Here is a 21,972-nt window from a genome sequence, read left to right as displayed (position 1 = left end):
AACACATGGGGAGTCGCGGGTTCGAGCCCCGCAGTCACGGTCCACACCCTTTCCTCGGGAGCCCACAAACTTCACAGCGTGAGCATCGGTGCGCAGTTCGGGGAGTTCTTCGACTGTTAATCGAGTGGTTGCGGGTTCGAGTCCCGTCCGACCAGGTAAAACTGGCCGGTAGCTCAATCGGGAGAGCACTAGTAGCGCCCTGGGCGACCTTTTCCTCGATGCTCACGCTGTGAACCCACCGGCTCCCGGTTGTCCAGTGTCGAACAGGAAACCCAATGGCCAAGTTCAACACCGCCACCGCGCGGCCCGCCGGACGCTCCGCCGTCCGCTCCGAGACCACCGCCTCCGGCCGCACCCACCAGGGCGCCCCAGGCTTCTCCCGAGACACCCGCTCCGAGCTGTTCCTGCTCGCGGTCACCAACTTCGTCGGCGAGAACACCTTCCACGAGTCCGCCGCCTCCCGCGACAACCGCTTCGGACAGCTCGTCCGCGCCGTCGCCACCGAACCCGACGGCATCCGCTGGCTCACCGGCTTCGCCCGCTGGCTGCGCACCGACGCTCACATGCGCTCGGCCTCGCTCGTCCTGGCCGCCGAAACCGTCGCCGCCCGCCTCGCCGCCCACATGGCTGGAGGCAACCGCCAGATCATCAACACCGTCCTGCAGCGCGCCGACGAACCCGGCGAGTTCCTGGCCTACTGGACCACCCACCACGGCCGCAACATCCCCAAGCCCGTCAAGCGTGGTGTCGCCGACGCCGCGACCCGCCTCTACACCGAGCGCGCCCTGCTCAAGTACGACACCGACTCCCACGCCTACCGGTTCGGCGACGTCATCCGCCTCACCCACCCGACGCCGCGCGCCGACTGGCAGGACGCCCTGTTCGAGTACGCGATCGGCCGGCGCATCGGCGTCGAGGGCCTGACCCCGAGCGAGTCGCTGCGGATGGTGCACGCCAACGCGATCCTGCGGTCCTTCGACGCCGAGACGATCACCGCCCTGGCCGAATCCGGCACTCTCGCCAGCGAGCTCGCTGCCGCCGGGATGAGCTGGGAGCAGGTGCCGTCGCTGATCAACGGCCCGTGGACCAAGGAGCTGTGGGAAGCGATCATCCCGTCGATGGGCTACATGGCGTTGCTGCGCAACCTGCGCAACTTCGACCAGGCCGGGGTCTCCGACGACATCGCCGCCCTGATCGGTACGCGCCTGGCCGACCCCGAGGAGGTCGCCCGCTCGCGGCAGCTGCCCATGCGGTTCCTCTCGGCGTACAACGCCGCCCCGAACCTGCGCTGGTCGTGGTTCCTGCAGCGCGCCCTCGACGCCTCCCTGGTCAACATCCCGGCCCTGCCCGGCCGCACGCTGATCCTCGTCGACACCAGCAGCTCCATGAACGCCGGTTTCTCCAAGGACGGCTCCCTGCACCGTTGGGACGCCGCGACGATGTTCGGGCTCGCCCTCGCGAACCGGGCCGAGGACGCCGACGTGTTCTCGTACTCCACCCGCGCTGTCGAGTTCCCGATCGTCGCCGGGGAGTCGCTGCTGCGCAGCCTCGAACGCTGGAAGAAGGGCGGCTACTTCCTCGGCGGCGGCACCAACACCGCCGAGGCCACCCACGCCCTGTTCGCCCGTCACGACCGGGTGGTGATCCTCACCGACGAGCAGGCCAGCGGCTACCGCGATCCGGGCTCGATCCTCCCGGCATCCACCCCGCTCTACACCTTCAACCTCGCGGGCTACCGGTACGGGCACGCCGCCTCCGGTGTGGCGAACCGGCACACCTTCGGTGGCTTGACCGACCAGATGTTCGGGCTGATCCCGCTCCTCGAAAGAGGCTCGAACAGCGGCTTCCCCTGGGAGGCCTGACCGTGGGCATGACCACCGCCGCCGACTGGGCGAACAAACCGCGCCACCTCGAGAAGATCGTCCTGACCGAGGTCGAGGTGACCGACAGTGGCCGGGTGAGCTGCCATTCCAGCACCAACGGCATGGGCTTCTCGCTCAAGCTCGACGACTGCGAATCCCTGCCGATCGTCGGCCGCTCCTACGAGGTCGAGACGGTCCTGGGATCCACGGTCACCGGACTGCGCAGCGCGCTCGGCTGGCTGATGCGCAAGACCCACTCGCAGCTCGCCGACGACCACAACCGGATGCTCGAGGACTTCGCACGCCAGAAACGCGAACGGCTCGAGGCCAACCGCGCGCTGTGGACCAATCAGGAGACCACGCTTCCCGAGTGGCTGCGCGAGCGTCTGGCCCGCTTCCACGCCAACGGCGGCGAAGCGTTCGCCCTCGAAGGCTGGGGCTACGAGCTGTTCATCTGTCGCCTCGCCGCGCTGCTCGACGCAGGAGACGAGACCGGCGCCGAGGAGCTGGCACGCACCGGCGGCGCATCGGGCAACCAGTGGGACTGCGCCAAGGTCCTCGTCGACGCCCACCGGAAGGGCCACGATCTCACGCCGTTCCCCGCCGGACTGACCCCGCTCACCGGCAACCCCTACTACCGAGGAGAGGGCGTGACCACGCCATGACCGCATCGACCCAGCCCATCCACGCCGACCCGCACCCGCTCGCCGGACAGACCATCCCGATCGCGATCGCAGGCATCGGCACCGGCGACTTCGTCATCGAGGACTGGTGGGACCGCGTCTCCGGCAGCTCGTGGGCGGCGGCCCCGGGGAATCCTGCGGCCATGAAGTACGCCGCGCGCTCCGGCCCTGCCGACAGCATCCCGTTCGACGACGAGGTCGTCTACGGCAAGTTCGGCGCGTTCGGGCACCTCGTGCACGTCTCCGAGCTACCGGCACCGTTCTAAGGCCCGCGGGCGGGCCCGTACCGACGGCTCGCAACAAGCAACCGGGCCCGCCCGCACCACCCGGAAAGACACCCACATGATCATCGCCCTACTCACCTGCGCCGGCATCGTCGCCGTCGCCACCGGCTACGGCAACGCCGGCCGACCCGCCAACACCCTCACCGACGACGTCATCGCCTACCTCGCGATCGTCCTCGGGGTCGTGGCCATCGCCATCGCCGGAGGGCTCGTCGTCACCGGAGCCGCCTGATGGCCGGACAGATTTACCACACCTCCGACCCGCACCTCGGCCATCCCCGAGCAGCCACCCTGCGCGGCTTCTCCTCCACCGCACTGCACGACGCCGCGGTGCTCGCCGGGATCCGCAACACCCTCGCCAAGGGCGACCAGCTGTGGATCCACGGCGACATCAGCCTCGGCGGCCCCAAACACGAGACGTACGCGCTCGAACGCTTCAACGAGCTCACCACCTGGTGCGACCTGCACCTGGTCGCAGGCAACCACGACTCGGTGCATCCCCTGCACCGCGACGCCCACAAACACCAGCCCGACTGGCTCGAGGTGTTCTCCTCCGTCCAACCGTTCGCCCGACGCCGCATCAACGGCCACACCGTCTGGCTGTCGCACTTCCCCTGGCACGGAGCCGGAGACCGCGACGGCACCGAAGAACGCCACCCCGAGGTGCGCCTGCACGACAACGGCCGCGACTGGCTGCTCCACGGGCACCTGCACTCCCCGACGCCGTTCACGGGCCCGCGATCGTTGGATATAGGACTTGATGCTTGGAACCTGAAGCCCGTGCCGCTGTCGTTGCTCGAGCGTGTCATCCCGAAGAAGAGAACCCCCGATGTCTAGTGTCCAGGCGTATAATAGATATCATGGAACATGCAGGTGGAAGCGGAATTGATGTCGAAGTATGGGTGCCGGTGAAGGGCTACGAGGGGCATTACGAGGTCTCTACCCACGGCCGCGTAAAGTCCCTCACCCGCACCCTCCCGCACGCACACTCCGGGACCAAGACCTACCCCGAGACGATCCTCTCGCCCGCCGTCGCAAAGAAGGGCCATCTGCAGGTCGGCCTCAACCTCGACGGCAAACGCAGGACCGTGCTGGTCCACCACCTCGTCGCCGAAGCCTTCCTCGGCGAACGCCCGGAGGGACTGCAGGTACGCCATCTCGACGGCAACCCCGCGAACAACCACGTCACGAACCTGCTCTGGGGCACCGGCGGCGAGAACAACCGCGACGCCGTCCGCCACGGCACCCACTACGCCGCGAGCAAGACCGAATGCCCGCGCGGACACCTGCTCGTCCCCCCGAACCTCGTTCCTTCCCTCCTCAAGAAGGGAAGGCGCGACTGCCTCGCTTGCAGCCGCGCTCGGCCGAAGGTCCGCAGCAACCCGGACCTCGACCTTCAAACCGTTGCGGACGACTACTACCGCGATCTGATCCCGAGAAAGACCGACCAGTGAGCTATCTCCAGCACGCCGACGTCCTGACCTTCCACGGCGCCTTCGGCCATCCCGTATCCCGCGAACCGATCACCCCGCCGTCCGACCTGCTCGCCGCGCGGCAGGCGTTCGTCGCCGAAGAACACGGCGAGCTGCACGACGCCCTGCTCAAAGGCGACCGCGCCGCCATCGGTGATGCCCTCGTCGACCTCGCCTACTTCGCCCACGGCGCGCTGGTCGCCTTCGGCTGGCGGTACGTGCCGAAGGACCGATTCAAGGACATGACCCTCGACGAGGCCGTGCACAAGTTCCTCGCCTGCATCCCGCGCGAGACCGCCCGCACCCACAACGCCCTGCTCGCGATCACCGCGCGTTGCCGCACCGCCGCCGAGCTGTACCGGCTGCCGTTCGACGCGATGTGGGCCGCCGTGCACTCGGCGAACATGGCCAAGGTGTGGCCGGACGGCACCGTGCACTACGGCGAGCACAACAAGGTGCTCAAGCCTCCGGGCTGGCAGGCCCCCGACATCGCCTCGATCGTCGCCGCCCACGACCTCGCGCACGCCGAGGCCAACCGTAAGGAGGTGACCTGGTGAAGTTCACCCCACCGCCGACCGTGCCCTACTACGTGCGCGACGGCTACCAGAGCCGCACCGGCGACATGGCCACCTACGGGCAGGGCAGCAACGTCGAGCACCGCCCCAACGAGCCCTTCCAGGCCCAGCTGCGCATCATCGGCACCGAACGCGGCCAGTCCGCCGCCCGCTTCGTCGCCGAGAACGTCGACACCGGCGTGCGCTACCCGATCTTCATCACCGACATCCTCGCGATCATCCAAGGCCCCGGCTTCCTGGCCGGCGGCCGGATCGACGCCACCTGGCAGGCCCGCAAACGCGGCCAGAACTTCGGACTCGGGCTGGTGAGCGCATGAACCGCCTGCTGCTCGCCGCGATGACCGCGGTCATGCTCGCCCTCACCGCCTGCTCCGGCCCGGTCACCGGCACCGTCGTCGACAAGCAGTTCTCCCCGAGCCGTTGCACCACCAGCGTCACCACCACCAAGACGACCACCAGCAACGGCGTCAAGACCACCCAGAAGCCGAAGACGACCTGCACCCGCGACGACTACGACCTCAAGGTCCGCGGCGACGACGGCAAGATCCGCAACGTCGACACCGACCGGCTCACCTTCGAGACCACCCGCCTCGGAGACCGCTACCCCCGATGAACGACCTCGACTGCCTGTGCGGGGTGTGTCCACCCTGCCGCCGCTCCCTGCGCGAGCTCGACCGACCGGTGCCCGTCGAGCAGCCCGTGCAGCTGTCCGCCCGTGCCCGCGCCATCCTCGACGGCACCCCCACCGCACCGATCCCCCCGACCCGCCGCACATCGGCCCCGCTCACCGACGCAGCCCGCGAACGCTACAACGCCAGCCGCCGCGTCAGCGGCAACAACGTCCCCACCCCATGCTCGGAGTGCGGGCAGCTGCGCGGGGTCTACGACGGCGGCAACGGCATCAAACTGTCCGGCCGAGGCACGCTCTGCGAGGTCTGCGCCGACCGGCACCGCTTCACCGCCCGCCTGGCCCGCCACGAGAACGGCTACGAGCCACTGCACCCGCAGAACCGGCTGCGCATGATCCGGGCCCTCGACCGGGTCCTCAAGGACGGCCGCGCCTACCACCCCGGCGCCGCACAGCACGGCACCACCAACGCCTACAACGGCTGGAGCTGCCGCTGCAAACCGTGCGTCGACGCCAAGATCGCCGACCGCCGCAACCACCGCACCCGCACGAAGGAGACCACCACACCGTGAGCAAGCACCTGATGGGCGTGGGCGACCAGCCCGCCCCCGTACCCAACGACGCCCCGTCCGCACACGACCTCGTCATCGCCGACGTCGAGCAGCGCAAGCAGTTCGGCCTGGCCAAGTACGGCTCACTCCTGCAGCCCGGCAACACCCGCAAGTCCGTCCAGGACGCCTACGAGGAAATCCTCGACGCCGCCTGCTACCTGCGCACCAAGCTCGAGGAGGACGCCCAGCGCACCGAACGCGCCCAGACGTCATCGGTGTGCCTCGGCCCGCGCGTGACCGTGCTGGCCTTCACCGGCCTCAACCATGAAGCCGTCAAGTACGAGCAGGGAACCAAACGGTCGGTGGCCACTGCCAACGGCGACACGATGGCGTTCGAGTCCGGCGACCCCAACCCCGCCGTGGTCGCCGAGTTCGGCGGCCGCGCCTGCTACCAGTCCTGGGCCAAGCCCAACCCCGACACCCGCAACAACTTCGACTACCTCGGCCACATCCTCGCCGTCGGCCACGAGTCGATCCTCGAGCACGCCACCGTCACCCTCTACATCACCGGTGTCTCCCGCGCGTTCACCCACGAGCTGATCCGCCACCGCCACCTGTCCTTCAGCCAGCTCTCGCAGCGGTTCGTCGACGAGTCCGGCGCCGCCATGGTCGTCCCCCCGGCGCTGGCCGCCGACCAGACCGCGATCGACCTGCTCGCCGAGGCGAACGTCGCCGCCCAGGACGTCTACACCCGGCTCGTCGAGCACCTGCAAGCTCGCGGCCTCGAACGCAAGCAGGCCCGCGAAGCCGCCCGCGCCGTGCTGCCGAACATGACCGAAACGCGCATCACGGTCACCGGCAACCTGCGGGCCTGGCGGGACGTGCTCAACCGGCGCTGCGCCGCCGACGCCGACGCCGAGATGCGGCAGGTCTCGCTGCTCATCCTCTCGCGGCTGCAGCAGCTCGTGCCGGCCGCCTTCCAGGACTTCATCAATGAGACAGTCGACGGGGTGGTCATCGCCCGCAAGGACCCCGATTTCCAGTTTCGACCGCAGAACTAGACAGTCCTGGGAAAACGACGTAATGTGTCGTCTCGCGCCACACGTGTCGAAAAAACCAGACCGGATTCGCGCCCACAATCCACTGCCGAAAGCCCCCACCGCGTGACCACTCTCCACACGGTGGGAGCCCACCACCGGCAGTGCATCGAACAACTACGGCTCAGGCGTTCGATGGACAACTGAATATCGAGACCCGACGGCCCCGCCTGCTTCCCCAAGAAGGCGGGGTCGTCGCGTCTGAACGAAAGGGATGCCCCATGGCGCGTAGGTTCCTCACCGCAGCTCACAAGGCCGCGATCTCCCGTGCCCTCAAGGGCCTCAAACGGGGCGGGCGTGGCAGCAGCGCCGAACCGGCGAAGAAGACCGCCGCCAAGAAGGCTCCCGCCAAGAAGGCTCCCGCCAAGAAGACCAGCGCGAAGAAGGCTCCGGCGAAGGCTCCGGCGAAGAAAACCGCTCCCGCCAAGAAGAGCGCCGCGAAGAAGGCCGCTCCCGCCAAGAAGACCACCGCACCGGCGAAGAAGCCCGCGCCCGCACCCAAGCCCGCGATGACCAAGGACGAGATCAACACCGAGCTCAAGCGCCTGCAAAAAGAGTCGATCGACGTCACGCACGAGTTCAACTACAAACTCGGCGTCTCCTCCACCCGCGGCGTCCGCAGCGAACGCAAGCCGGTCACCGGTGAGCGCAAACGCTCCCTGGAACAGCGCAAACGCGCCGCCCTCGACGCCATCGCGCAGCGCCAGTTCGAGCTGAACCAGCAACTCCGCAATCTCTGACTTCCCCCGGCAGCGCCTCGCTGGCGCCGGTGAGCGCCGCGCCGGGGGACCAGAAGCCCCGGCCGCGCCGTTTCCGCTACCTCGGGAGCGCGGCCGGGGCCTCGACAACCGAACAGGAGCCCCGCATGACCGACCCCAAGACCCAGCCCTCCGGTGTCTCGCTCGACCTCGTCGAGCGCGTCCGCGACGAGGACGCCGTACACCTGCGCCGAATCGGCGTGGTCAAGCCGAACACCATCCGCCTCAACGGCCAGGCCGTGCTCATCCCGCGCGACCAGTCCATCGAGATCACCTCCGACCCGGACTCCGCGGTCATCGCCCGCCTGTCGATGTTCGTCGCCGACCTCAACGTCGGCTTCGAGGCCACCGGCCCCATGACCGACGACGAGCGCACGCTCCGCGCCGACCTGCTACGGCAGGTCACCGAAGGCCGCCAGCTGATCGTGCGCGCCGACGAGCACGTGCGGATGCGCCCGATCTGGGAAGGCCGCGCCTACGACACCGCCGACCTCATGCGCCTGCGCAACGAGATCGACGCGATCCTGACCGAAGGTGGTGACCAGACATGAGACGACGCCTCGCCAACCGGCTGCGCGCCCTCGCACACCGACTGCACCCGCTGCCCGGACCGACCCTGCCCGCGACCGCCTTCACCGGCCAGGTCCCGCGCGTCCCCCAGGTCCAGAACGTGCCCGGACCCCTCCACGTCTCCTCCGACGCCATCGACCAGATGAACAGGTACCTCAGCCGCCGCCACCGCGAGCCGGCACATGGCACGGTCCCCCGCTGACCTCGACCGGTACCTCGCCCACGTCGTCGCCCTGCGACGGCGCGCGCCCGACGACCGGTTCCACCAGATACTCACCCGCCGCATCGACGTGCTGCTCGACGAGCGCCACGCTGCGGCCGGTGCCGAAACGTTCCGCCCCGGCGTCAACGCCCCCGGTCTCTCAGGTCCGGCAGACGAGACACCGGAACCGAAAGCGCACCCATGACGCCTGGATTCCTGTTCAGCAGGCGAGGTGCAGCTGCGCCGGGCCGGAACCCCACCTTCGGAGGTGATCGCATGGACTCCCCCAACCGCGACCCCTTCCGCCACTACTGGACCCGCGGCGAAGGCCTCGCCCGCTGGGCCACCCCGCAGGACGGCGCGTGGACCCGGCTGGTCGCCCTGCTGCGCAAACACATGTCCGAGCGCCGCGCGAAAGGCCTGGCCAGCGTCTACTACAAACGGGTCTTCGGGATCTACGTCGGCGAACGCAAAGGCGCGAACCCGCACGGCCCCGGATAGCAGAAGACCCCGGTCGCGCCGAAGCACGCCGGGGTCTGCCGGTAACCGATCAGCCGGTGATCCGAGCCGAGAACAAGCCACGGTCCTCGTGATAGGTCAGCTTGCAGGCATACGGTGAGCGGAGCATCGCCCCGAACACGTTCTGCCCGTCCAGCTCACCCGAGACCGTCCAGCCGCCGTCGGCATCCGCGACGACCTGCGAGCTGACGAACGTCACCGTCGACGGCGCGACCGCATCGTCGGTCACGACCTTCTGACACAGCGTGACCATCCGCTCGTTGTCGCTGGGCTCACCCTTGCCCAGGCCGGCGACGATCGCGATCCCCGCCACGAGCGCCGACCCCACGAGCCACGGCCACTGCCGGCGCTTCTTCGGGGTGGGGGTCGGGTCGCCCAGTGCGGGGTCGGTCATCTCAGTCCTTCGTCTCGTTCAGTCGCTCGGTGCGCTGTTGCCCGCGGCGCTCGATGGCCGCGGGCTTCTTGCGGTCGGCGCCCGGCTTGATCAGGCCGAGCTTGCGCAGCCGGTTCGCCAGCGGTCCCTGCGACAACGACGACGCCTCGCGCAGTTCCTCCCAGGTCCAGCCTTCGAGGTAGGTCTTGGTGAGGTTCTTGTCGATCGCCGCGTCGAGCTCGGCCAGCTCGGCGACGAGCGTGCGTCGGCGCTCGCCGAGCTCGGTCAAGGCGTTCAGATTTCGTCGTGAGACCATGCCCCGCATGATAGGCGCGGGATGTCGGGCCGACAATGTAGATGTTGCGGTCATACTGTCGAGGGTGCGCGTCATGGCACACCTCCTTCCGTGGTTATGAGGCCAGAACGGAAGGGGTGCTGTCGCGCTCGGCGACCACGTCTCGGATGCCCTCGGCGGCGTCGGCCGACGAGATGAGGATGCGCCCGAGGTCCCGTGCGGCCGCTGGGCTCAGGTCGGCCAGCCCCTCGGCCATGCGGGCGTGGATCGTGACGAACGGGATGTCGTCGATCACCGCGTGGTCGACGGTGATGTTCTCACCGAGATTGGTGGCGACCGAGCGGGTTTCGGGCGTGGAACGCACTGGCGTCTCTCCTGCTGATGGTGGCTGCGGGGAGGCTCGAACGCACAGCTGCGCGTTCCCTCTTTTCTTGTTGTGGCCGATTCAACCATCGAGGCGCGACACCGGGAAGCGGTGGAAATACCGTCTGGATGCTTGCCCGACGGGGGTGTAACGCCCTCCGGGGTAGGAGCGATTGTGGAGACCGACCGGTTCTCTATCGGTGGGTTGAGCTGCGGGTTTTTTCCGTACCGGTCGGTATTCGTAACTGTGGGTTACGTCATAATTTTGTCCGGTTACGCCCGGTTTAACTAGAAGGTAATGTGCGGTAAATCACGTTTAAACGGGAAAGTAACGGACAAGGGACCAACGGTCCACCCGACCGTCCCGAACCCGACAACGCAAACAGGCCCCCACCCGAAGGTGAGGGCCCGCCCGCTACCCGCCGATCGCCGCCTTGGACCCGCTACCGACCCGGGTGTTCCCGATGTCGGCCGCATTGCCCGCAGCCCGACCCGCGCTGTACCCCTCGCCGCCGTACCGCTTGCCCCGAGCCGAAACCAGGTTCGGATACTTCTTCTGCATCGCGCGCCGTGCGCGATCGAAGTCACTGGCAAGCTGCACCGCAGCCCCGGTACCACCCTGCTCGCGGTCGTAATCGCCCGCAGCCCTGCGCTCGGATTCCTTGATCCGCTCGTGCACGGTGTCGGCGAACCCGACCATGTACTCCGCCCGATGGCTCTGCAGGTCACGCTTGGCAGCCTGCAAATCCAGCCGCTCGAACGGATTGGCCGGACGCGCCTTGGAGGCACTGTTGATCATCTGAGGCATGAGCAGGTCGATGAGGAACTTCGCACGCTCCATGTGCCGGGCGAGCCCGAACAGCTGGATGGTGTTCTCGTTCCGCAGCTGCACTGCCGAGCAGTGCAACGCCTGCCCCACCCGATGCACCAACAGCATCTTCTCGTAGCCGTACATATCCTCCGGGTACGAGAACGTCGCCGCGCGCATGGTGTCACCCGGGATTGGGCCGTCGCCCCCGGCCGTGCGCGTCATCGACTCGTCGATGCCGTACTTGGCCAGCAGCTCGAACGCCTTGTCACGGAAAGTATCCGCCTCCGGCGTCCCCTCGACACTGTCCGCCTTCGCGAGCAGCGCCTTGATACGGGCGAGAATCTTGTTGTCGGCCATTGCTTCCACGCTTTCTGCTGGTGTTGGAGAAGTGGACCCCCGCCCGGCATGGGGCCGGGCAGGGGCAGGACGGCTATTCCTCGACGGTTTCCTCGTCGACCAGACCGGTCGCGGGCTCGTCCGCCTCGTCGGGTTCGTGCTGGGTCTTGCCGTCACCGATGGCCTTTTGCTTCGGCTTGCGCGTCGGCTTGGCTTCGATGCCTGCAAAGATCCACTCGGGCGCGTACTTGCCGGCGTAGATGATCAATTGATCCGCCGTCTTGGGTTCGATGACCTCGCCCTTGCCCGTGTGCCGGACTGTGCCGGTCTTGTCACGGTCGCAGAACCACTCGCCGTCCACGTACTCCCAGACAATCTGGATGTCACGGGCTTTCGGGTGCGGCTGGCCGTCGACACCGATAACGCTGCCGGTGACGATGGTCCGCATGACCGATTCGTTGATGCGGGCGTGCTCGATCGAGTATGACCAGCCTGCCTGCATCAGCGCGCCCAGGACGTCCCCGAAGTCGGGGTTGAATGCCAGCTTCTCCGTCGCCAGCATGGGCTCGGCTTCGGCGTTGGACTTCTTCGACATGGATGCTCCCCTTCCAGGGAATTGTGGGTGTCAGACACAGGTGTCGGTGCGTATGCGCCGCACACGCTGACACTTTGTGTCATTGCTGATTCACACTGTGGAGTTCTCAAAGGACATGCGAGGTAGGGAGCCCGTGCCAGTGGCCTTTCACTGGCGCCCCTACCCCTGGGGGTAGATAAGGCAACAGACGATATGTAGATGTTGGGGCAACCATCTGCTGTACTGGGCAGTACAGTGATGTACCCTGCAGGGCCCTGGGCCCTGCTGGCAGTCTCCCCTGTGGGGCCCTGCTGAGAAGTAATCTACAGTATGGACCCATACTGTGCAACCCTGCAGGTAGAGGGCACTTTCTGGGGCCCTGCAGGGCCCCTGTAGGTGGTCCCCTGGGGCCCTATGGGGCCCTGGTCTGCCCTGGTGATCCCCTGGGGCCCTGGGGCCCTCTAGGGGCCCCTGTGGGCCCTGTAGACCTCTAGGGGTACCCCTGGGTACCCCTGGGCCCTGCAGGGCCCCTGTGAAGCTCCTAGGGCCCCATGTGGACATCTCCCCTGCTGGGGGCCCCTGCAGGGCCCAACAGGTTGACTATGGGCCCATACTTGGCAATACTTCCCAGTATGACCAATCAGGGAATCACCAAGGGCAGCAACAGAAGTCCACCATGTGCGGACTTCGACGCTTCACCGGCTGGCACCGGTCCCACACCCCTACACCCACTGGAAGGCACCGCCATGACACTCGGCGACATCCTCACCGACTGCGTCGACCAGGCGCAGCAACGCGACATCCCGATCACGATCCTCACCGTCGCACCGATGTTCGCGAAGCAGGCCCGCTCCCTCGGCCTCGACGCCTCCCCGCGCACCGAGATCCCCACCTGGGCCGAAGACCAGCTCCGCGCCGCCTGGCGCGACCGGCTCGCCCGCTACAGCGCGCGCACCCCGCAGTGACCCCCAGGCCGGCGGCGAACCCCGCCGCCGGCCCGACCTGACCAGGAGGTATCCAGTGATCGAAATCGACGGCATTCCACCCTCGTCGACGATGTTCGAGAACCTCGCTGCCGAAAAACGCCCCGTGATCCTCAACTTCTCGCGCGGCAAGGACTCGATCTGCGTGTGGATCATGTGCGAGCGCTACGGCATCGAGGTCATCCCGATCCACAAATCCGCCGTCCCCGGCCTGAAGTTCATCGAGGACGACCTCAAACGCTACGAGGACTACTTCGGCCAGCACATCATCGACCTGCCCTCGGACGGCTTCTACCGGCGCCTCAACAACTTCGTCTACCAGACCCCCGAACGGCTCGCCGTCATCGAAGCAGCGAACCTTCCGAGCCCCACCCGCGAGGAATGGGACCTGCTCATGCGCATGGCGTTCGCCGAGGAGGACACCTGGATCCTCGACGGCGTGCGCGCCACCGACTCCGCGCAGCGCCGCATGGCGATCAAGGTGCACGGGGCGATCAAGGAACGCACCCGCCGCCAGTCCCCGATCTGGGACTTCGGCATCAGCGACGTGCGCCAGACGATCGAGGACCGCGGCATCACCCTGGGCCCGGACTACGACATGTTCGGCCAGTACCTCGGTGGCAAGCCCAACCCGCGGTTCAAGAAGGGCCTGTACGGAAACGGCCGGTCGATCGACGGCATCCGCTACGACTACCTCAAGCCGATCAAAGACAACTACCCCGAGGACTACGAGCGGATCCTGTTCTGGTTCCCCCTCGCCGAGATGGAAATCCTGCGATACGAGGAGTTCGCCTGATGGCACTGTCGGAAGAAGTCAAGAAGAAGCTGCAGGCCGGGAAGAGCAAGGTCGCGTTCTCCCGCGCCGACGCCATCGCCGCCCTCAAGCGCAAGCCGCACCCCGACCCGCTCGCCGACGTCGAGTACACCGACGACCTCGAAAAGGACGCCAAGGCCGAACTCAACGCGCTCGGCAAGGGCCTGTCCGGCGCGTCGAGCGAATGGTCCAAGCAGTTCAAGGCGATGAACGACACCGAGTTCTGGGTCGCCCTGTGCTTCCCCGACCGCGAGACCAAAGAGAAGTTCCTCAACGCGGCCGGTCTGCTCCCGCTCGGTGACAAGTACCTCGACGGTCCTCGCACCGCGAAGGCTCTCGGCATCGACATCGACGCCGGATAGCCCTCACCCCCATAGACCCGGAGAAACCCCGGCACCCTCGCGGTGACCGGGGTTTTTTCGTACCCCGGTGACGCCGCTGTCGCTTGGGGCCCACCCATACCCGGACCGTCGTGTCCGGGCCGTCCCCCAGAAAGGGAGTGCATCGTGCGCTCTTTGATCAACCGGGCCCGCGCTTCTCGCGTCGGCCGTGCCATCACCACCTTCGGCCGCAACGTGGCGAACCGCTTCCGCCGCAACTCGGCCCCGGCCGAGCAGGCGTCGAGCGGCGATTCCTGATCGCGCGCCCCAGCTGAGCGTCCCGCGCCTCCCCGCCTGATCACCGGGGAGGGCGGGACGCCCTGCACCCACAACTGAACAGCGAACGAAGGGAGGACGCGCTGTGTCGAGCCCTGAACTGTCCGTGGTGTCCCTGCGCCCTACGAGCGCCCCCACGGCCCCGACCACCGACGAGGCCCGGATCGAGCCGCCGGAATGGCTCTCCGAATACGCCAAGGAAGCGTGGGAGCGGCTGGCCCCCTTCTATCAGCTCTCCGCCACCGACGTCGACGAGTTCGCCGCCTACTGCGAAACCCTCGCCGAGTTCCGCGAATCGAGCGAAGTGATCAGCGAGGCCGGCCTGCTCATCATCGACCCGGCCTCCGGGATGCCCGTGCCGAACCCGATCCAGATGGTGCGCAACAACGCCGATCGCAAGATCGCGTTCTGGGCGAACCGGTTCCGCAGGTAGGCGCCCGTGGCGACCCCGACCTCCGCGCGCACTCGCGCGAAGAAAGCACCCAAGGCCCCCGCCCGCCCGAAGCTGACCGACGACGAACTCGAGCAGATCAAGCAGCTGCACTCCGAAGGCAAGGGCCGCAACGAGATCGCCGAGACCCTGGGCCGGGCCGCCGCGACCATCACCTCGGCGTGCAAAAAGCTCGGTCTCGCGTTCGACGAGTCCCAGACCGTCGAGGCCACCGCCGCCCGAGTGGCGCAGATGAAGGCCAAACGCATCGACCTGGCCGAACAGCTGCTCGACGACGCGCTGAAGATCCGCGAGCGGCTGTGGAGCCCGCACCACTACTACGAAAAGGGCCCGGACTCGCTGGTCCCGGTCACCTTGCCGCTGCCCCCGCTGCGCGACACCCGCGACGGCTACGGCGCGCTGCAGATCGCGCTCAAGGGCCACATGGAGCTGGTCTCCGAGTCCACCGACACCGGCATCGAGGGCAAGCGGTCGGTGCTCGCAAACCTCATCAGCGGCATCAAGTCCGCTGTCGCCGAGGACCGCGCCAACGGCGGCGAAGCGCCGGACATGTCGCTCGCCGCCAACGACGGCGACGTCGCCGACCCCATCACCAACGCATCTGCAGGAGAGGAGTCGCCGTCGTGACTTCCGACATCACCGAGCTGCCGCTCTCACGCAAGCAGCTGTACTCGATCGCCGAGGCCGAGGCCCGCTTCAACCTGTGGGAAGGCGCGATCCGCTCGGGGAAGACCTTCGGGTCGATGATGCGGTGGCTGATGTTCCTCGCGGATCCGCCCCCCGGTGGGCAGTTCGTGATGGTCGGCCGCACCCGTGAATCGCTCGCCCGCAACGTCATCGCGCCGATGCAGGACCCCGACATCTTCGGGGAGTTCGCCGACACGGTGAAGTACGTGACCGGTGCGCCGTCGGCGACGATCCTCGGCCGGCGCGTCTACATGCTCGGTGCCTCCGACGCCAAGGCGGAGAAGTCGCTGCGTGGTCTGACCGTGGCCGGGGCGTACGCCGACGAGGTCACCGTCATCCGCGAGGACTTCTTCAACCAGCTGCTCGGCCGCATGTCCGTGACCGGGGCGAAGCTGTTCGGCACCACCAACCCGGACAACCCCGAGCACTGGCTCAAGAAGAAGTACCTCGACCGGCTCGACGAGCTGCCCGACTGGCGCTCGTGGCACTTCACGCTCGACGACAACCCCGCCCTGAGCGAGGACTACAAGAACTCGATCAAGCGTGAGTACACGGGCCTGTGGTACCGGCGGTTCATCCTCGGGCACTGGGTCGCGGCCGACGGCGCGGTCTACGACATGTGGGAGCCCTCCCAGCACGTCGTCAAGTGGGAGAACCTGCCGCCGATGGTCGAGCTGTTCGGCGTCGGAGTCGACTACGGCACCACCAACCCGACCGCCGCGCTGCTGCTCGGCCTCGGCGTCGACAACGTGCTGTACCTGATCGACGAGTGGCGCTACCAGCCGCGCAGCGATGCCACGCGCTGGACCGACGCCCAGCTGTCGAAGGGACTGCGGGACTGGCTCGCCCTCGACCACCTGCCGCCCGACAAACACGGGCGTCCCCAACGTCTCGCACCGCCGCCGGTCATCGTCGACCCGGCGGCGGCGTCGTTTCGGGTGCAGTTGCGCGCCGACGGCCTGAACACCTACGCCGCCGAGAACGACGTGCTCTACGGCATCCGCACCCAGGCGATGCTGCTCTCCGGCGGCAAGTTGAAGGTCTCCGACCGCTGCAAGGGGCTGCTCACCGAGATAGCCGGGTATTCGTGGGATTCGGAGGCGACGGACGCGGGTTACGACCAAGTCCTCAAGACCGCAGATCACAGTCTTGACGCTGCGCGCTATGTCATTACGACGACCGAGCGCCGGTGGCGGCAGTACATCAACATCGGACCGAGCAAAGCGGTATAGCTGGTAAAATCACTGTGTGACAACATCTTTCAAGCCGTGCGCGGTGGAATGGTGCGATCGTAAGGTACTCGCGAAGGGGTTCTGCCGGGCGCACTATCAACGCGCCCGCGACGGTCGGGACATGGATGCCCCGATCCAAACCAAGTCCCCCACGGGCGATCTGTGCTCGACCGATGACTGCGACCGCCCTCGTCGTTACACCGGCCTGTGCCAGTACCACTACGACGCCGCTAATCGAGCTCGCAAGAACGCCGACTCCCGGCAGTGGAAGCTCCGCAATCCCGAGAAGGTCCGGGACCGCGAGGTCCGCCGCTGGCGGGAGAACCGCGAGGTCGAGAGCGCCCGCAGCAAATGCTGGCGCGAGGCCAACCCCGATCAGCACCGCGCCAACGCGGCCCGCTGGCGTGAGGCCAACGCCGAACGGGCGGCAGAGAACTTCCGCCGTTGGGCCAGTAAGAACCCCGCCAAGGCCCGCGAGAACTACCAGCGTCAGCGGCTCAAGCGCCGAGGACGCATCCGTGCCGCCACGGTCGGCAAGGTCGACTTCACCCTCGTCCTCGCCGAGCACGGCATGGTCTGCCACCTGTGCGGTGGCGACATCGACTCGTGGCCTGACCTGCACTTCGACCACGTCGTCCCGCTCGCTCGGGGTGGCGAGCACAGCAACGACAACCTCCGTCCGGCGCACGCCGGTTGCAACCTTCGCAAAGGCTCGTCGATGCCCTCCCTGACAACTTCATAGCGTCGCCCTCCTCTCGGGCCGCTATCCGGCCTGAGAGGAGCGCCCATGCTTCCCGACAAAGGGGCCGAATGGCCCCCTCGCCCGTACGACCGAGCGCAGAAGGAGATGTTCGCGTGGAACGCCTGGCACATCGGTGATGTCGATGCGCTCGCGGCGATCTACGAGGAGCAGAACCGGCCGAAGGTCTCGGTGGTCGGGGCGGTGCGCGCGTTCTGGGACCGCTACTTCTGGGGCCGACCGAACCAGCAGCACTCGCGGCGACTGCACGTGCCCGCGCCGGCCGACGTCGCCCGCACCATGGGCGATCTCGTGTTCGCCCAGCGCCCGATGTTCGTCGTCGGCGAGAACGACGCGATCGGCGACCGGAAGAAGACCCAGGACCGGCTGCAGAAACTCCTCGGTGAGGACGACTCGACGATGAGCCTGACCGAGTCCGCCGAACTCGGGTCGGTGCTCGGCGGCTCGTATCTGCGCTGGTGGTGGGACAAGGACATCGCCGACAAGGTGCGGCTCGGGTCGGTCGCGGCCGACGCGGCGATCCCGACCTTCCGCTACGACACCCTCGTCGCGGTGACCTTCTGGAAGATCGTGCACGACGACGACGGGGTGCTGTACCGGCACCTCGAGCGGCACGAACCCGGCCGCATCATCCACGGCCTCTACCAGGGCGACCGCAGCCGTCTGGGCCGCAAGCTGCCGCTGACCGAGCATCCGTCCACCGAGTGGGCGGCGCCGCTGGTCGACGAGGAAGGCGCGATCCCCACCGGTGTGCGGGGCCTGACCGCGACGTATGTGCCCAACGGGGCGGCGCGGCGCTGGCGCAACGAGCCGGGCCTGTCCCAGCTCGGACGCTCGGACTTCGAGGGTCTCGAGCCGGTGTTCGACGCCCTCGACGAGACCTACAGCGCGTGGATGCGCGACATCGAACTGGGCAAGGCCCGCCTGTTCGTCGCCGAGGACATGCTTCAATCCGGCGGCACCGGCGGTGGGCTGCACTGGGACTCCGAGCAGTCGATCTTCACCGCCATGGCCCCGGGCATGGGCTCGGCCGCCTCCGGTGGTGCCCCGGTGCAGGCCAACCAGTTCGCGATCCGCTATCTCGAGTACGCCCACACCGTCGCCGAACTGCTCAACGTGATCCTGCGCGGCACCGGCCTGTCGTCGTCGAGCTTCGCCGACAACTCGCTGGCTGTCGGTGTGCAGTCGCAGCAGACCGCGACCGAGGTCAACTCCAAGGACCGGCTGTCCGAACGCACCCGCGACCGCAAGATCAACGCCTTCAAGGCCAAGTTGCGGCCGTTCGCCCGCACCGGCTTCGAGCTGGACGCGGCGATCTTCGGCACCGGCCTGGGGCTGCGGGAGATGCCCGAGGTGCGGTTCCCGGTGCGCGCGCACCAGTCTCCGACCGAGATGTCGCAGACGATCTCGACGCTCTACACCTCCGGGGTGCTTTCCCTCGAGCAGGCGGTGCGTCAGCAGAACCCGAACTGGTCGAGCGACGACGTCAACGACGAGCTCGACCGCATCAAGAAGGACGAGGAACGCAAGGCCCAGCTCGGCGTCGTCGAGCAGGCCCCGGACCCGGACGAGGAGAACCACCAGTTCTGATCTGATCGGGGGTGAGATTCGTGCTCACCCCCGAACAGCTCGAACGCATCGTCGCGGCACTGCGGGCCCTGTACGCCGGGGCCGAACGCACCCTTCTGGCGATGGTCGCCGACTGGGTGCGCGCCGAAACCCGCTCCCCGGGATCGGTGCCGGGCAGCTTCGGCCGGCGCGCGCAGATCCGTGCGGTGCTCGACCGGCTGCTGGGCCAGGCTCGCGGTGCGGCGAGGGAGGCGCTGGCACGGGCGGCGATCGAGGGTCGTCGCGCCGCCGAGGCCGATCTGCCCCCGGCGATCCTGCGTTCGGCTGCGCCGCTGTTCCCGCGCACCCCACCGCAGACCCTCGTGCACGCCCCGGCCGGGCTGATGCCGTCGCTGTCGGCGATGTATCCGCAGTTGGTGGCCTCGACCGACGGCATCTACCGGCAGGTGATGCGCGAGGTCGTCTCGCAGCGGCTCGGCGGCACCGCCGGTCGGCTGCGGCTGGCCCAGCAGGTCCTCGACCGGGCCGCCGCCCAGGGCATCACCGGCTACGTCAGCACCAAGTCGAAGCGGCGCTGGAATGTCGTCTCCTACGTCGAGATGTGCACGCGCACCGCCGCGCGGGTCGCCGCCAACGACGCCTACGCGGCGCTGTGCGTCGAGCACGGCTACGACATCGTGCGGGTGACGACGGTGGCGAACTGCTCCGATCTGTGCGCCCCGTTCCAGGGCCGCCTGCTGTCGATCACCGGCCGCCCGACCACCGCACCGGTCGTGGCCACCCTGCCCGAGGCCCGCGCACGCGGCTTCGAGCATCCGAACTGCCGTCACGCACTGCGGCTGTGGACGCCCGGGGACGGGCCGCTGCCCGAGCCGCCGCCGGTCGATCCGGCCGCCTACAAGGCCACCCAGAAACTTCGCGGGCTCGAACGCCGTATCCGCGCCCAGAAACGGGTGCGAGAGGCGGCACTCGACGACACGGCCCGCCGAGCGGCCGATGCCCGTATCCGCGCGCTGCAGAAGCAGGTGCGCGAGCTGGTCGACGAGACCGGCATTCCCCGAATCCGACGCCGCGAGCAGATCGGCGTCCCTCTGTAGAGGAGTGAACGCCCATGCCTCGTGCCCGCTATCGCCGCGTACGGACCCCCGAGGGCGCCGAGCGCTACGGCGTGCCGATCGGCTCGATCATCCGGGTCAACCCGAGCACCGGGGAGCTGCACCGGGGTTCGGGCCGCACCAGTGCGCACGAGCGACGCCGGACGCTCGACACCGACGACCCCAAGGCCCCCGCGGCGCCGAAGGACCACGACGACGAGGACGACGGCACCGACGACGTGGACCCCGAGGACGCGCTCGACGAACTGCTCGACAAGTCCGACGGGGTGATCGCCCCGGAGGCGAGCCCGGCGGCCGAGGTCGGCCCGCCCAAAGGCACGGTGCCCGACCCCGCAGACATCCGTAGCGCCTCCAACGGCGAACGCGGCGACGAGGAGGTCCGGGCGGCGCTGGCCGAGAACATCGCAGGCCGCTACGACACCGGCATCGAGGTCCGCGTCGAGAGTGTGCAGCTCGAGCGCAACGACTTCGACGAGGTCGAGTCGGTCTGGGCCAATCTGCACATGCACGACGACACCGGGCAGAAGGTCGCGCACACGAGCCTGAACTTCCGGGTCGACGACGAGGGGATGGCCCTGACCGGCGGCCCCCAGGGCGGCATGGACAACTACTTCTTCATGAACCTGGAGAACCCGCGCCAGGAGTTCGACGTCCAGGACACCATCGGGCAGATCGTGCAGGCCACCCGCGAGTGGCCCGAACCGGCCCCGGATCGCTCGCCGATCGGGGAGACCGATGTGCCGGACTATCTCGGCTCCCCCAGCGAGGAGTCCGAGCTGTACCGGGAGCGGCGCGCGGCGATCGACGCCGGGGACGCCGACGAGGTCGCCGAGATCGAAGACATCATCAGAGACCTCGACGAGGCGTCCGGTGAGCGGTTCCGCGCCGAGCTGGTCTACGAGAACCAGCGCAGTCTCGAGCGGGCACTCAAGCGCAAGGACATCGACGCCGACGAGGCGATCGAAATGGCCCGCGACGGCCTGGCGCAGTTCCTCGAGGGCCGTCAGGTCGCGGTGAACGTGCCGTCCCGCAACTTCGGGGCGATCCTCGACGCGGGCCGGTTGCTGTCCCAGCGTGACGACGGGGCGCTGACCGGTGTCGGTACGCACGCCCCCGACGACCGGGCCCGGATCGAGACGGCCTGGTTCGGTGAGCACGAGCATCCCCCGATCTACGGCTACATCCGCGACCCCGGTGGGGCCCCGTCCGGTGCCGACACCTACGGCCGGATCGCGCTGATCCTCAACGACGACGTGCGCAACCGCCGTACCAGCGTCAACGTGGGGGACTCGTTGGCCGGCTCGGAGAGCATCTTCCCCGGACCGCTCAACGATCCGGGCGAGTTCTCCGGCAACCCGGCGCTGGCCGCCCGTCTGGGGCATCGCACCCCGGAGGACTATGCCGCGTGGCTGGCCGAGGGCACCGACGACGATGACGACGAGGGCTTCTACCAGCGGGTCTACGTCGAGGCGCAGATCCACTCGGGACTGTCGCTGTCGGAGGTGCAGCAGGTGGTCTTCCGTGACCATGCGGACGCCGACCGATACGGGCCGCGACTGCGGGAGCTGGACATTCCGTTCACGGTGGTCCCGGACCGCGAGTCGCCCGACGCCCCGGCGTTCAGCGAGGACGAGCTCGCGGCGCTGCGTGCGTTCGGGGCGAGTGTCCCGGATGGGATGACCCGCGCCGAGTACGAACGCCTCCGCGCGGAGTCCGAGGCAGAGTGAATGCCGAACACACCCACGAAGGAGA

The 21,972-nt window shown here is 68.0% G+C and carries 32 protein-coding genes and 1 tRNA gene; 28 read left to right on the top strand and 5 right to left on the bottom strand.

Annotation, left to right across the window (positions count from 1 at the left end):
• The first annotated feature begins 86 nt into the window (after positions 1-86).
• The 17 genes from C6Y44_RS27980 to C6Y44_RS27900 all read left to right on the top strand — a co-directional run bounded on the left by C6Y44_RS27980 (position 87) and on the right by C6Y44_RS27900 (position 9,183).
• Positions 87-154: transfer RNA gene (locus C6Y44_RS27980), tRNA-Asn, on the top strand.
• Between the two features lie 121 nt (positions 155-275).
• Positions 276-1,862 carry a TROVE domain-containing protein gene (locus tag C6Y44_RS27975; RefSeq protein WP_192379330.1) on the top strand — a complete coding sequence of 529 codons (1,587 nt, stop codon included), beginning with the start codon at positions 276-278 and terminating at the stop codon, positions 1,860-1,862.
• A gap of 8 nt (positions 1,863-1,870) precedes the next feature.
• Entirely contained in the window at positions 1,871-2,527 is a 657-nt protein-coding gene (locus tag C6Y44_RS27970; protein WP_192379328.1) for a hypothetical protein, read from the top strand.
• On the top strand, positions 2,524-2,811 hold the full coding sequence (locus tag C6Y44_RS27965) for a hypothetical protein (protein ID WP_192379326.1): 288 nt from the start codon (positions 2,524-2,526) through the stop codon (positions 2,809-2,811). Before C6Y44_RS27970 ends, C6Y44_RS27965 begins: the two co-directional genes overlap by 4 nt.
• A 76-nt stretch (positions 2,812-2,887) precedes the next feature.
• Entirely contained in the window at positions 2,888-3,061 is a 174-nt protein-coding gene (locus C6Y44_RS27960) for a hypothetical protein (RefSeq protein ID WP_192379324.1), read from the top strand.
• On the top strand, positions 3,061-3,666 hold the full coding sequence (locus C6Y44_RS27955) for a metallophosphoesterase family protein (RefSeq protein ID WP_192379322.1): 606 nt from the start codon (positions 3,061-3,063) through the stop codon (positions 3,664-3,666). Before C6Y44_RS27960 ends, C6Y44_RS27955 begins: the two co-directional genes overlap by 1 nt.
• 23 nt (positions 3,667-3,689) lie before the next feature.
• Positions 3,690-4,283, top strand: a complete 594-nt coding sequence (locus C6Y44_RS27950; protein WP_225623921.1) for an NUMOD4 motif-containing HNH endonuclease — start codon at positions 3,690-3,692, stop codon at positions 4,281-4,283.
• Positions 4,280-4,858 carry a pyrophosphohydrolase domain-containing protein gene (locus tag C6Y44_RS27945; protein WP_192379320.1) on the top strand — a complete coding sequence of 193 codons (579 nt, stop codon included), beginning with the start codon at positions 4,280-4,282 and terminating at the stop codon, positions 4,856-4,858. The genes C6Y44_RS27950 and C6Y44_RS27945 overlap by 4 nt, the downstream gene beginning before the upstream one ends.
• The gene (locus C6Y44_RS27940) at positions 4,855-5,193 is read left to right on the top strand and encodes a hypothetical protein (protein WP_192379318.1); all 339 of its coding nucleotides are present in this window, start codon (positions 4,855-4,857) and stop codon (positions 5,191-5,193) included. The genes C6Y44_RS27945 and C6Y44_RS27940 overlap by 4 nt, the downstream gene beginning before the upstream one ends.
• Positions 5,190-5,489 carry a hypothetical protein gene (locus C6Y44_RS27935; RefSeq protein ID WP_192379317.1) on the top strand — a complete coding sequence of 100 codons (300 nt, stop codon included), beginning with the start codon at positions 5,190-5,192 and terminating at the stop codon, positions 5,487-5,489. Before C6Y44_RS27940 ends, C6Y44_RS27935 begins: the two co-directional genes overlap by 4 nt.
• Positions 5,486-6,076 carry a hypothetical protein gene (locus C6Y44_RS27930; RefSeq protein WP_192379315.1) on the top strand — a complete coding sequence of 197 codons (591 nt, stop codon included), beginning with the start codon at positions 5,486-5,488 and terminating at the stop codon, positions 6,074-6,076. Before C6Y44_RS27935 ends, C6Y44_RS27930 begins: the two co-directional genes overlap by 4 nt.
• Positions 6,073-7,116 carry an FAD-dependent thymidylate synthase gene (gene thyX / locus C6Y44_RS27925; RefSeq protein WP_192379313.1) on the top strand — a complete coding sequence of 348 codons (1,044 nt, stop codon included), beginning with the start codon at positions 6,073-6,075 and terminating at the stop codon, positions 7,114-7,116. The genes C6Y44_RS27930 and thyX overlap by 4 nt, the downstream gene beginning before the upstream one ends.
• Before the next feature lie 257 nt (positions 7,117-7,373).
• Positions 7,374-7,892 carry a hypothetical protein gene (locus C6Y44_RS27920; protein WP_192379311.1) on the top strand — a complete coding sequence of 173 codons (519 nt, stop codon included), beginning with the start codon at positions 7,374-7,376 and terminating at the stop codon, positions 7,890-7,892.
• Positions 7,893-8,017: 125 nt separating this feature from the next.
• Positions 8,018-8,461: a hypothetical protein gene (locus C6Y44_RS27915; RefSeq protein ID WP_192379309.1), complete on the top strand. Its 444-nt coding sequence runs from the start codon at positions 8,018-8,020 to the stop codon at positions 8,459-8,461.
• Complete coding sequence (locus tag C6Y44_RS27910) at positions 8,458-8,682, top strand: hypothetical protein (RefSeq protein WP_192379307.1); 225 nt, start codon at positions 8,458-8,460, stop codon at positions 8,680-8,682. Before C6Y44_RS27915 ends, C6Y44_RS27910 begins: the two co-directional genes overlap by 4 nt.
• Positions 8,663-8,887 carry a hypothetical protein gene (locus tag C6Y44_RS27905; protein ID WP_192379305.1) on the top strand — a complete coding sequence of 75 codons (225 nt, stop codon included), beginning with the start codon at positions 8,663-8,665 and terminating at the stop codon, positions 8,885-8,887. Before C6Y44_RS27910 ends, C6Y44_RS27905 begins: the two co-directional genes overlap by 20 nt.
• A gap of 71 nt (positions 8,888-8,958) precedes the next feature.
• Positions 8,959-9,183 (top strand): hypothetical protein, encoded by a 225-nt coding sequence (locus C6Y44_RS27900; RefSeq protein ID WP_192379303.1) that lies wholly within the window; start codon positions 8,959-8,961, stop codon positions 9,181-9,183.
• Positions 9,184-9,232: 49 nt separating this feature from the next.
• On the opposite strand, the gene C6Y44_RS27895 is transcribed toward C6Y44_RS27900, so the two are convergent.
• The 5 genes from C6Y44_RS27895 to C6Y44_RS27875 all read right to left on the bottom strand — a co-directional run bounded on the left by C6Y44_RS27895 (position 9,233) and on the right by C6Y44_RS27875 (position 11,974).
• Complete coding sequence (locus C6Y44_RS27895; protein WP_192379285.1) at positions 9,233-9,595, bottom strand: hypothetical protein; 363 nt, start codon at positions 9,593-9,595, stop codon at positions 9,233-9,235.
• 1 nt (position 9,596) lies between these two features.
• Positions 9,597-9,890 (bottom strand): hypothetical protein, encoded by a 294-nt coding sequence (locus tag C6Y44_RS27890; RefSeq protein ID WP_192379284.1) that lies wholly within the window; start codon positions 9,888-9,890, stop codon positions 9,597-9,599.
• Positions 9,891-9,984: 94 nt separating this feature from the next.
• Positions 9,985-10,233: a hypothetical protein gene (locus C6Y44_RS27885; protein ID WP_192379282.1), complete on the bottom strand. Its 249-nt coding sequence runs from the start codon at positions 10,231-10,233 to the stop codon at positions 9,985-9,987.
• 414 nt (positions 10,234-10,647) lie between these two features.
• Positions 10,648-11,400: a DUF2786 domain-containing protein gene (locus C6Y44_RS27880; protein ID WP_192379280.1), complete on the bottom strand. Its 753-nt coding sequence runs from the start codon at positions 11,398-11,400 to the stop codon at positions 10,648-10,650.
• Positions 11,401-11,473: 73 nt separating this feature from the next.
• The gene (locus C6Y44_RS27875; protein ID WP_192379278.1) at positions 11,474-11,974 is read right to left on the bottom strand and encodes a hypothetical protein; all 501 of its coding nucleotides are present in this window, start codon (positions 11,972-11,974) and stop codon (positions 11,474-11,476) included.
• 725 nt (positions 11,975-12,699) lie between these two features.
• Between C6Y44_RS27875 and C6Y44_RS27870 the strand changes: the two genes are divergently transcribed.
• The 11 genes from C6Y44_RS27870 to C6Y44_RS27825 all read left to right on the top strand — a co-directional run bounded on the left by C6Y44_RS27870 (position 12,700) and on the right by C6Y44_RS27825 (position 21,947).
• Positions 12,700-12,918, top strand: coding sequence for a hypothetical protein (locus tag C6Y44_RS27870; RefSeq protein WP_192379276.1), 219 nt, complete (start codon positions 12,700-12,702; stop codon positions 12,916-12,918).
• 55 nt (positions 12,919-12,973) lie between these two features.
• A complete protein-coding gene (locus tag C6Y44_RS27865; protein ID WP_192379275.1) occupies positions 12,974-13,732 on the top strand; it encodes an adenine nucleotide alpha hydrolase family protein in 759 nt (252 codons plus the stop codon).
• Positions 13,732-14,112 carry a hypothetical protein gene (locus C6Y44_RS27860; RefSeq protein WP_192379273.1) on the top strand — a complete coding sequence of 127 codons (381 nt, stop codon included), beginning with the start codon at positions 13,732-13,734 and terminating at the stop codon, positions 14,110-14,112. Before C6Y44_RS27865 ends, C6Y44_RS27860 begins: the two co-directional genes overlap by 1 nt.
• A gap of 144 nt (positions 14,113-14,256) precedes the next feature.
• A complete protein-coding gene (locus C6Y44_RS28380) occupies positions 14,257-14,388 on the top strand; it encodes a hypothetical protein (RefSeq protein ID WP_263869931.1) in 132 nt (43 codons plus the stop codon).
• Between the two features lie 103 nt (positions 14,389-14,491).
• Positions 14,492-14,839, top strand: coding sequence for a P27 family phage terminase small subunit (locus C6Y44_RS27855; protein WP_192379271.1), 348 nt, complete (start codon positions 14,492-14,494; stop codon positions 14,837-14,839).
• Between the two features lie 6 nt (positions 14,840-14,845).
• Positions 14,846-15,484: a helix-turn-helix domain-containing protein gene (locus tag C6Y44_RS27850; RefSeq protein ID WP_192379270.1), complete on the top strand. Its 639-nt coding sequence runs from the start codon at positions 14,846-14,848 to the stop codon at positions 15,482-15,484.
• The gene (locus C6Y44_RS27845) at positions 15,481-16,776 is read left to right on the top strand and encodes a PBSX family phage terminase large subunit (RefSeq protein WP_192379268.1); all 1,296 of its coding nucleotides are present in this window, start codon (positions 15,481-15,483) and stop codon (positions 16,774-16,776) included. The genes C6Y44_RS27850 and C6Y44_RS27845 overlap by 4 nt, the downstream gene beginning before the upstream one ends.
• Positions 16,777-16,897: 121 nt before the next feature.
• Positions 16,898-17,518, top strand: a complete 621-nt coding sequence (locus tag C6Y44_RS28315) for an HNH endonuclease (protein ID WP_225623920.1) — start codon at positions 16,898-16,900, stop codon at positions 17,516-17,518.
• Positions 17,519-17,563: 45 nt separating this feature from the next.
• Positions 17,564-19,126, top strand: coding sequence for a phage portal protein (locus C6Y44_RS27835; protein ID WP_192379266.1), 1,563 nt, complete (start codon positions 17,564-17,566; stop codon positions 19,124-19,126).
• A 20-nt stretch (positions 19,127-19,146) separates the two neighbouring features.
• Positions 19,147-20,202, top strand: coding sequence for a phage minor capsid protein (locus C6Y44_RS27830; protein WP_192379264.1), 1,056 nt, complete (start codon positions 19,147-19,149; stop codon positions 20,200-20,202).
• Between the two features lie 14 nt (positions 20,203-20,216).
• Positions 20,217-21,947: a hypothetical protein gene (locus tag C6Y44_RS27825; protein ID WP_192379262.1), complete on the top strand. Its 1,731-nt coding sequence runs from the start codon at positions 20,217-20,219 to the stop codon at positions 21,945-21,947.
• The last annotated feature ends 25 nt before the right edge of the window (positions 21,948-21,972 follow it).

Origin of the sequence: Rhodococcus rhodochrous, assembly GCF_014854695.1 — a bacterium.
In the GTDB taxonomy this organism is placed as follows: domain Bacteria; phylum Actinomycetota; class Actinomycetes; order Mycobacteriales; family Mycobacteriaceae; genus Rhodococcus.
Note: the sequence above shows the minus strand (reverse complement) of the source record. Positions and strands in the feature narration are given on the sequence as shown.

Coding starts and splice junctions, on each gene's coding strand:
- C6Y44_RS27835 (WP_192379266.1), top strand. CDS start 17,564: ATGCTTCCCGACAAAGGGGCCGAATGGCCCCCTCGCCCGTACGACCGA.
- C6Y44_RS27825 (WP_192379262.1), top strand. CDS start 20,217: ATGCCTCGTGCCCGCTATCGCCGCGTACGGACCCCCGAGGGCGCCGAG.
- C6Y44_RS27930 (WP_192379315.1), top strand. CDS start 5,486: ATGAACGACCTCGACTGCCTGTGCGGGGTGTGTCCACCCTGCCGCCGC.
- C6Y44_RS27960 (WP_192379324.1), top strand. CDS start 2,888: ATGATCATCGCCCTACTCACCTGCGCCGGCATCGTCGCCGTCGCCACC.
- C6Y44_RS27920 (WP_192379311.1), top strand. CDS start 7,374: ATGGCGCGTAGGTTCCTCACCGCAGCTCACAAGGCCGCGATCTCCCGT.
- C6Y44_RS27970 (WP_192379328.1), top strand. CDS start 1,871: ATGACCACCGCCGCCGACTGGGCGAACAAACCGCGCCACCTCGAGAAG.
- C6Y44_RS27890 (WP_192379284.1), bottom strand. CDS start 9,890: ATGGTCTCACGACGAAATCTGAACGCCTTGACCGAGCTCGGCGAGCGC.
- C6Y44_RS27950 (WP_225623921.1), top strand. CDS start 3,690: ATGGAACATGCAGGTGGAAGCGGAATTGATGTCGAAGTATGGGTGCCG.
- C6Y44_RS27860 (WP_192379273.1), top strand. CDS start 13,732: ATGGCACTGTCGGAAGAAGTCAAGAAGAAGCTGCAGGCCGGGAAGAGC.
- C6Y44_RS27955 (WP_192379322.1), top strand. CDS start 3,061: ATGGCCGGACAGATTTACCACACCTCCGACCCGCACCTCGGCCATCCC.
- C6Y44_RS28315 (WP_225623920.1), top strand. CDS start 16,898: ATGGATGCCCCGATCCAAACCAAGTCCCCCACGGGCGATCTGTGCTCG.
- C6Y44_RS27910 (WP_192379307.1), top strand. CDS start 8,458: ATGAGACGACGCCTCGCCAACCGGCTGCGCGCCCTCGCACACCGACTG.
- C6Y44_RS27875 (WP_192379278.1), bottom strand. CDS start 11,974: ATGTCGAAGAAGTCCAACGCCGAAGCCGAGCCCATGCTGGCGACGGAG.
- C6Y44_RS27935 (WP_192379317.1), top strand. CDS start 5,190: ATGAACCGCCTGCTGCTCGCCGCGATGACCGCGGTCATGCTCGCCCTC.
- C6Y44_RS27880 (WP_192379280.1), bottom strand. CDS start 11,400: ATGGCCGACAACAAGATTCTCGCCCGTATCAAGGCGCTGCTCGCGAAG.
- C6Y44_RS27900 (WP_192379303.1), top strand. CDS start 8,959: ATGGACTCCCCCAACCGCGACCCCTTCCGCCACTACTGGACCCGCGGC.
- C6Y44_RS27965 (WP_192379326.1), top strand. CDS start 2,524: ATGACCGCATCGACCCAGCCCATCCACGCCGACCCGCACCCGCTCGCC.
- C6Y44_RS27905 (WP_192379305.1), top strand. CDS start 8,663: ATGGCACGGTCCCCCGCTGACCTCGACCGGTACCTCGCCCACGTCGTC.
- C6Y44_RS27895 (WP_192379285.1), bottom strand. CDS start 9,595: ATGACCGACCCCGCACTGGGCGACCCGACCCCCACCCCGAAGAAGCGC.
- C6Y44_RS27915 (WP_192379309.1), top strand. CDS start 8,018: ATGACCGACCCCAAGACCCAGCCCTCCGGTGTCTCGCTCGACCTCGTC.
- C6Y44_RS27975 (WP_192379330.1), top strand. CDS start 276: ATGGCCAAGTTCAACACCGCCACCGCGCGGCCCGCCGGACGCTCCGCC.
- C6Y44_RS27870 (WP_192379276.1), top strand. CDS start 12,700: ATGACACTCGGCGACATCCTCACCGACTGCGTCGACCAGGCGCAGCAA.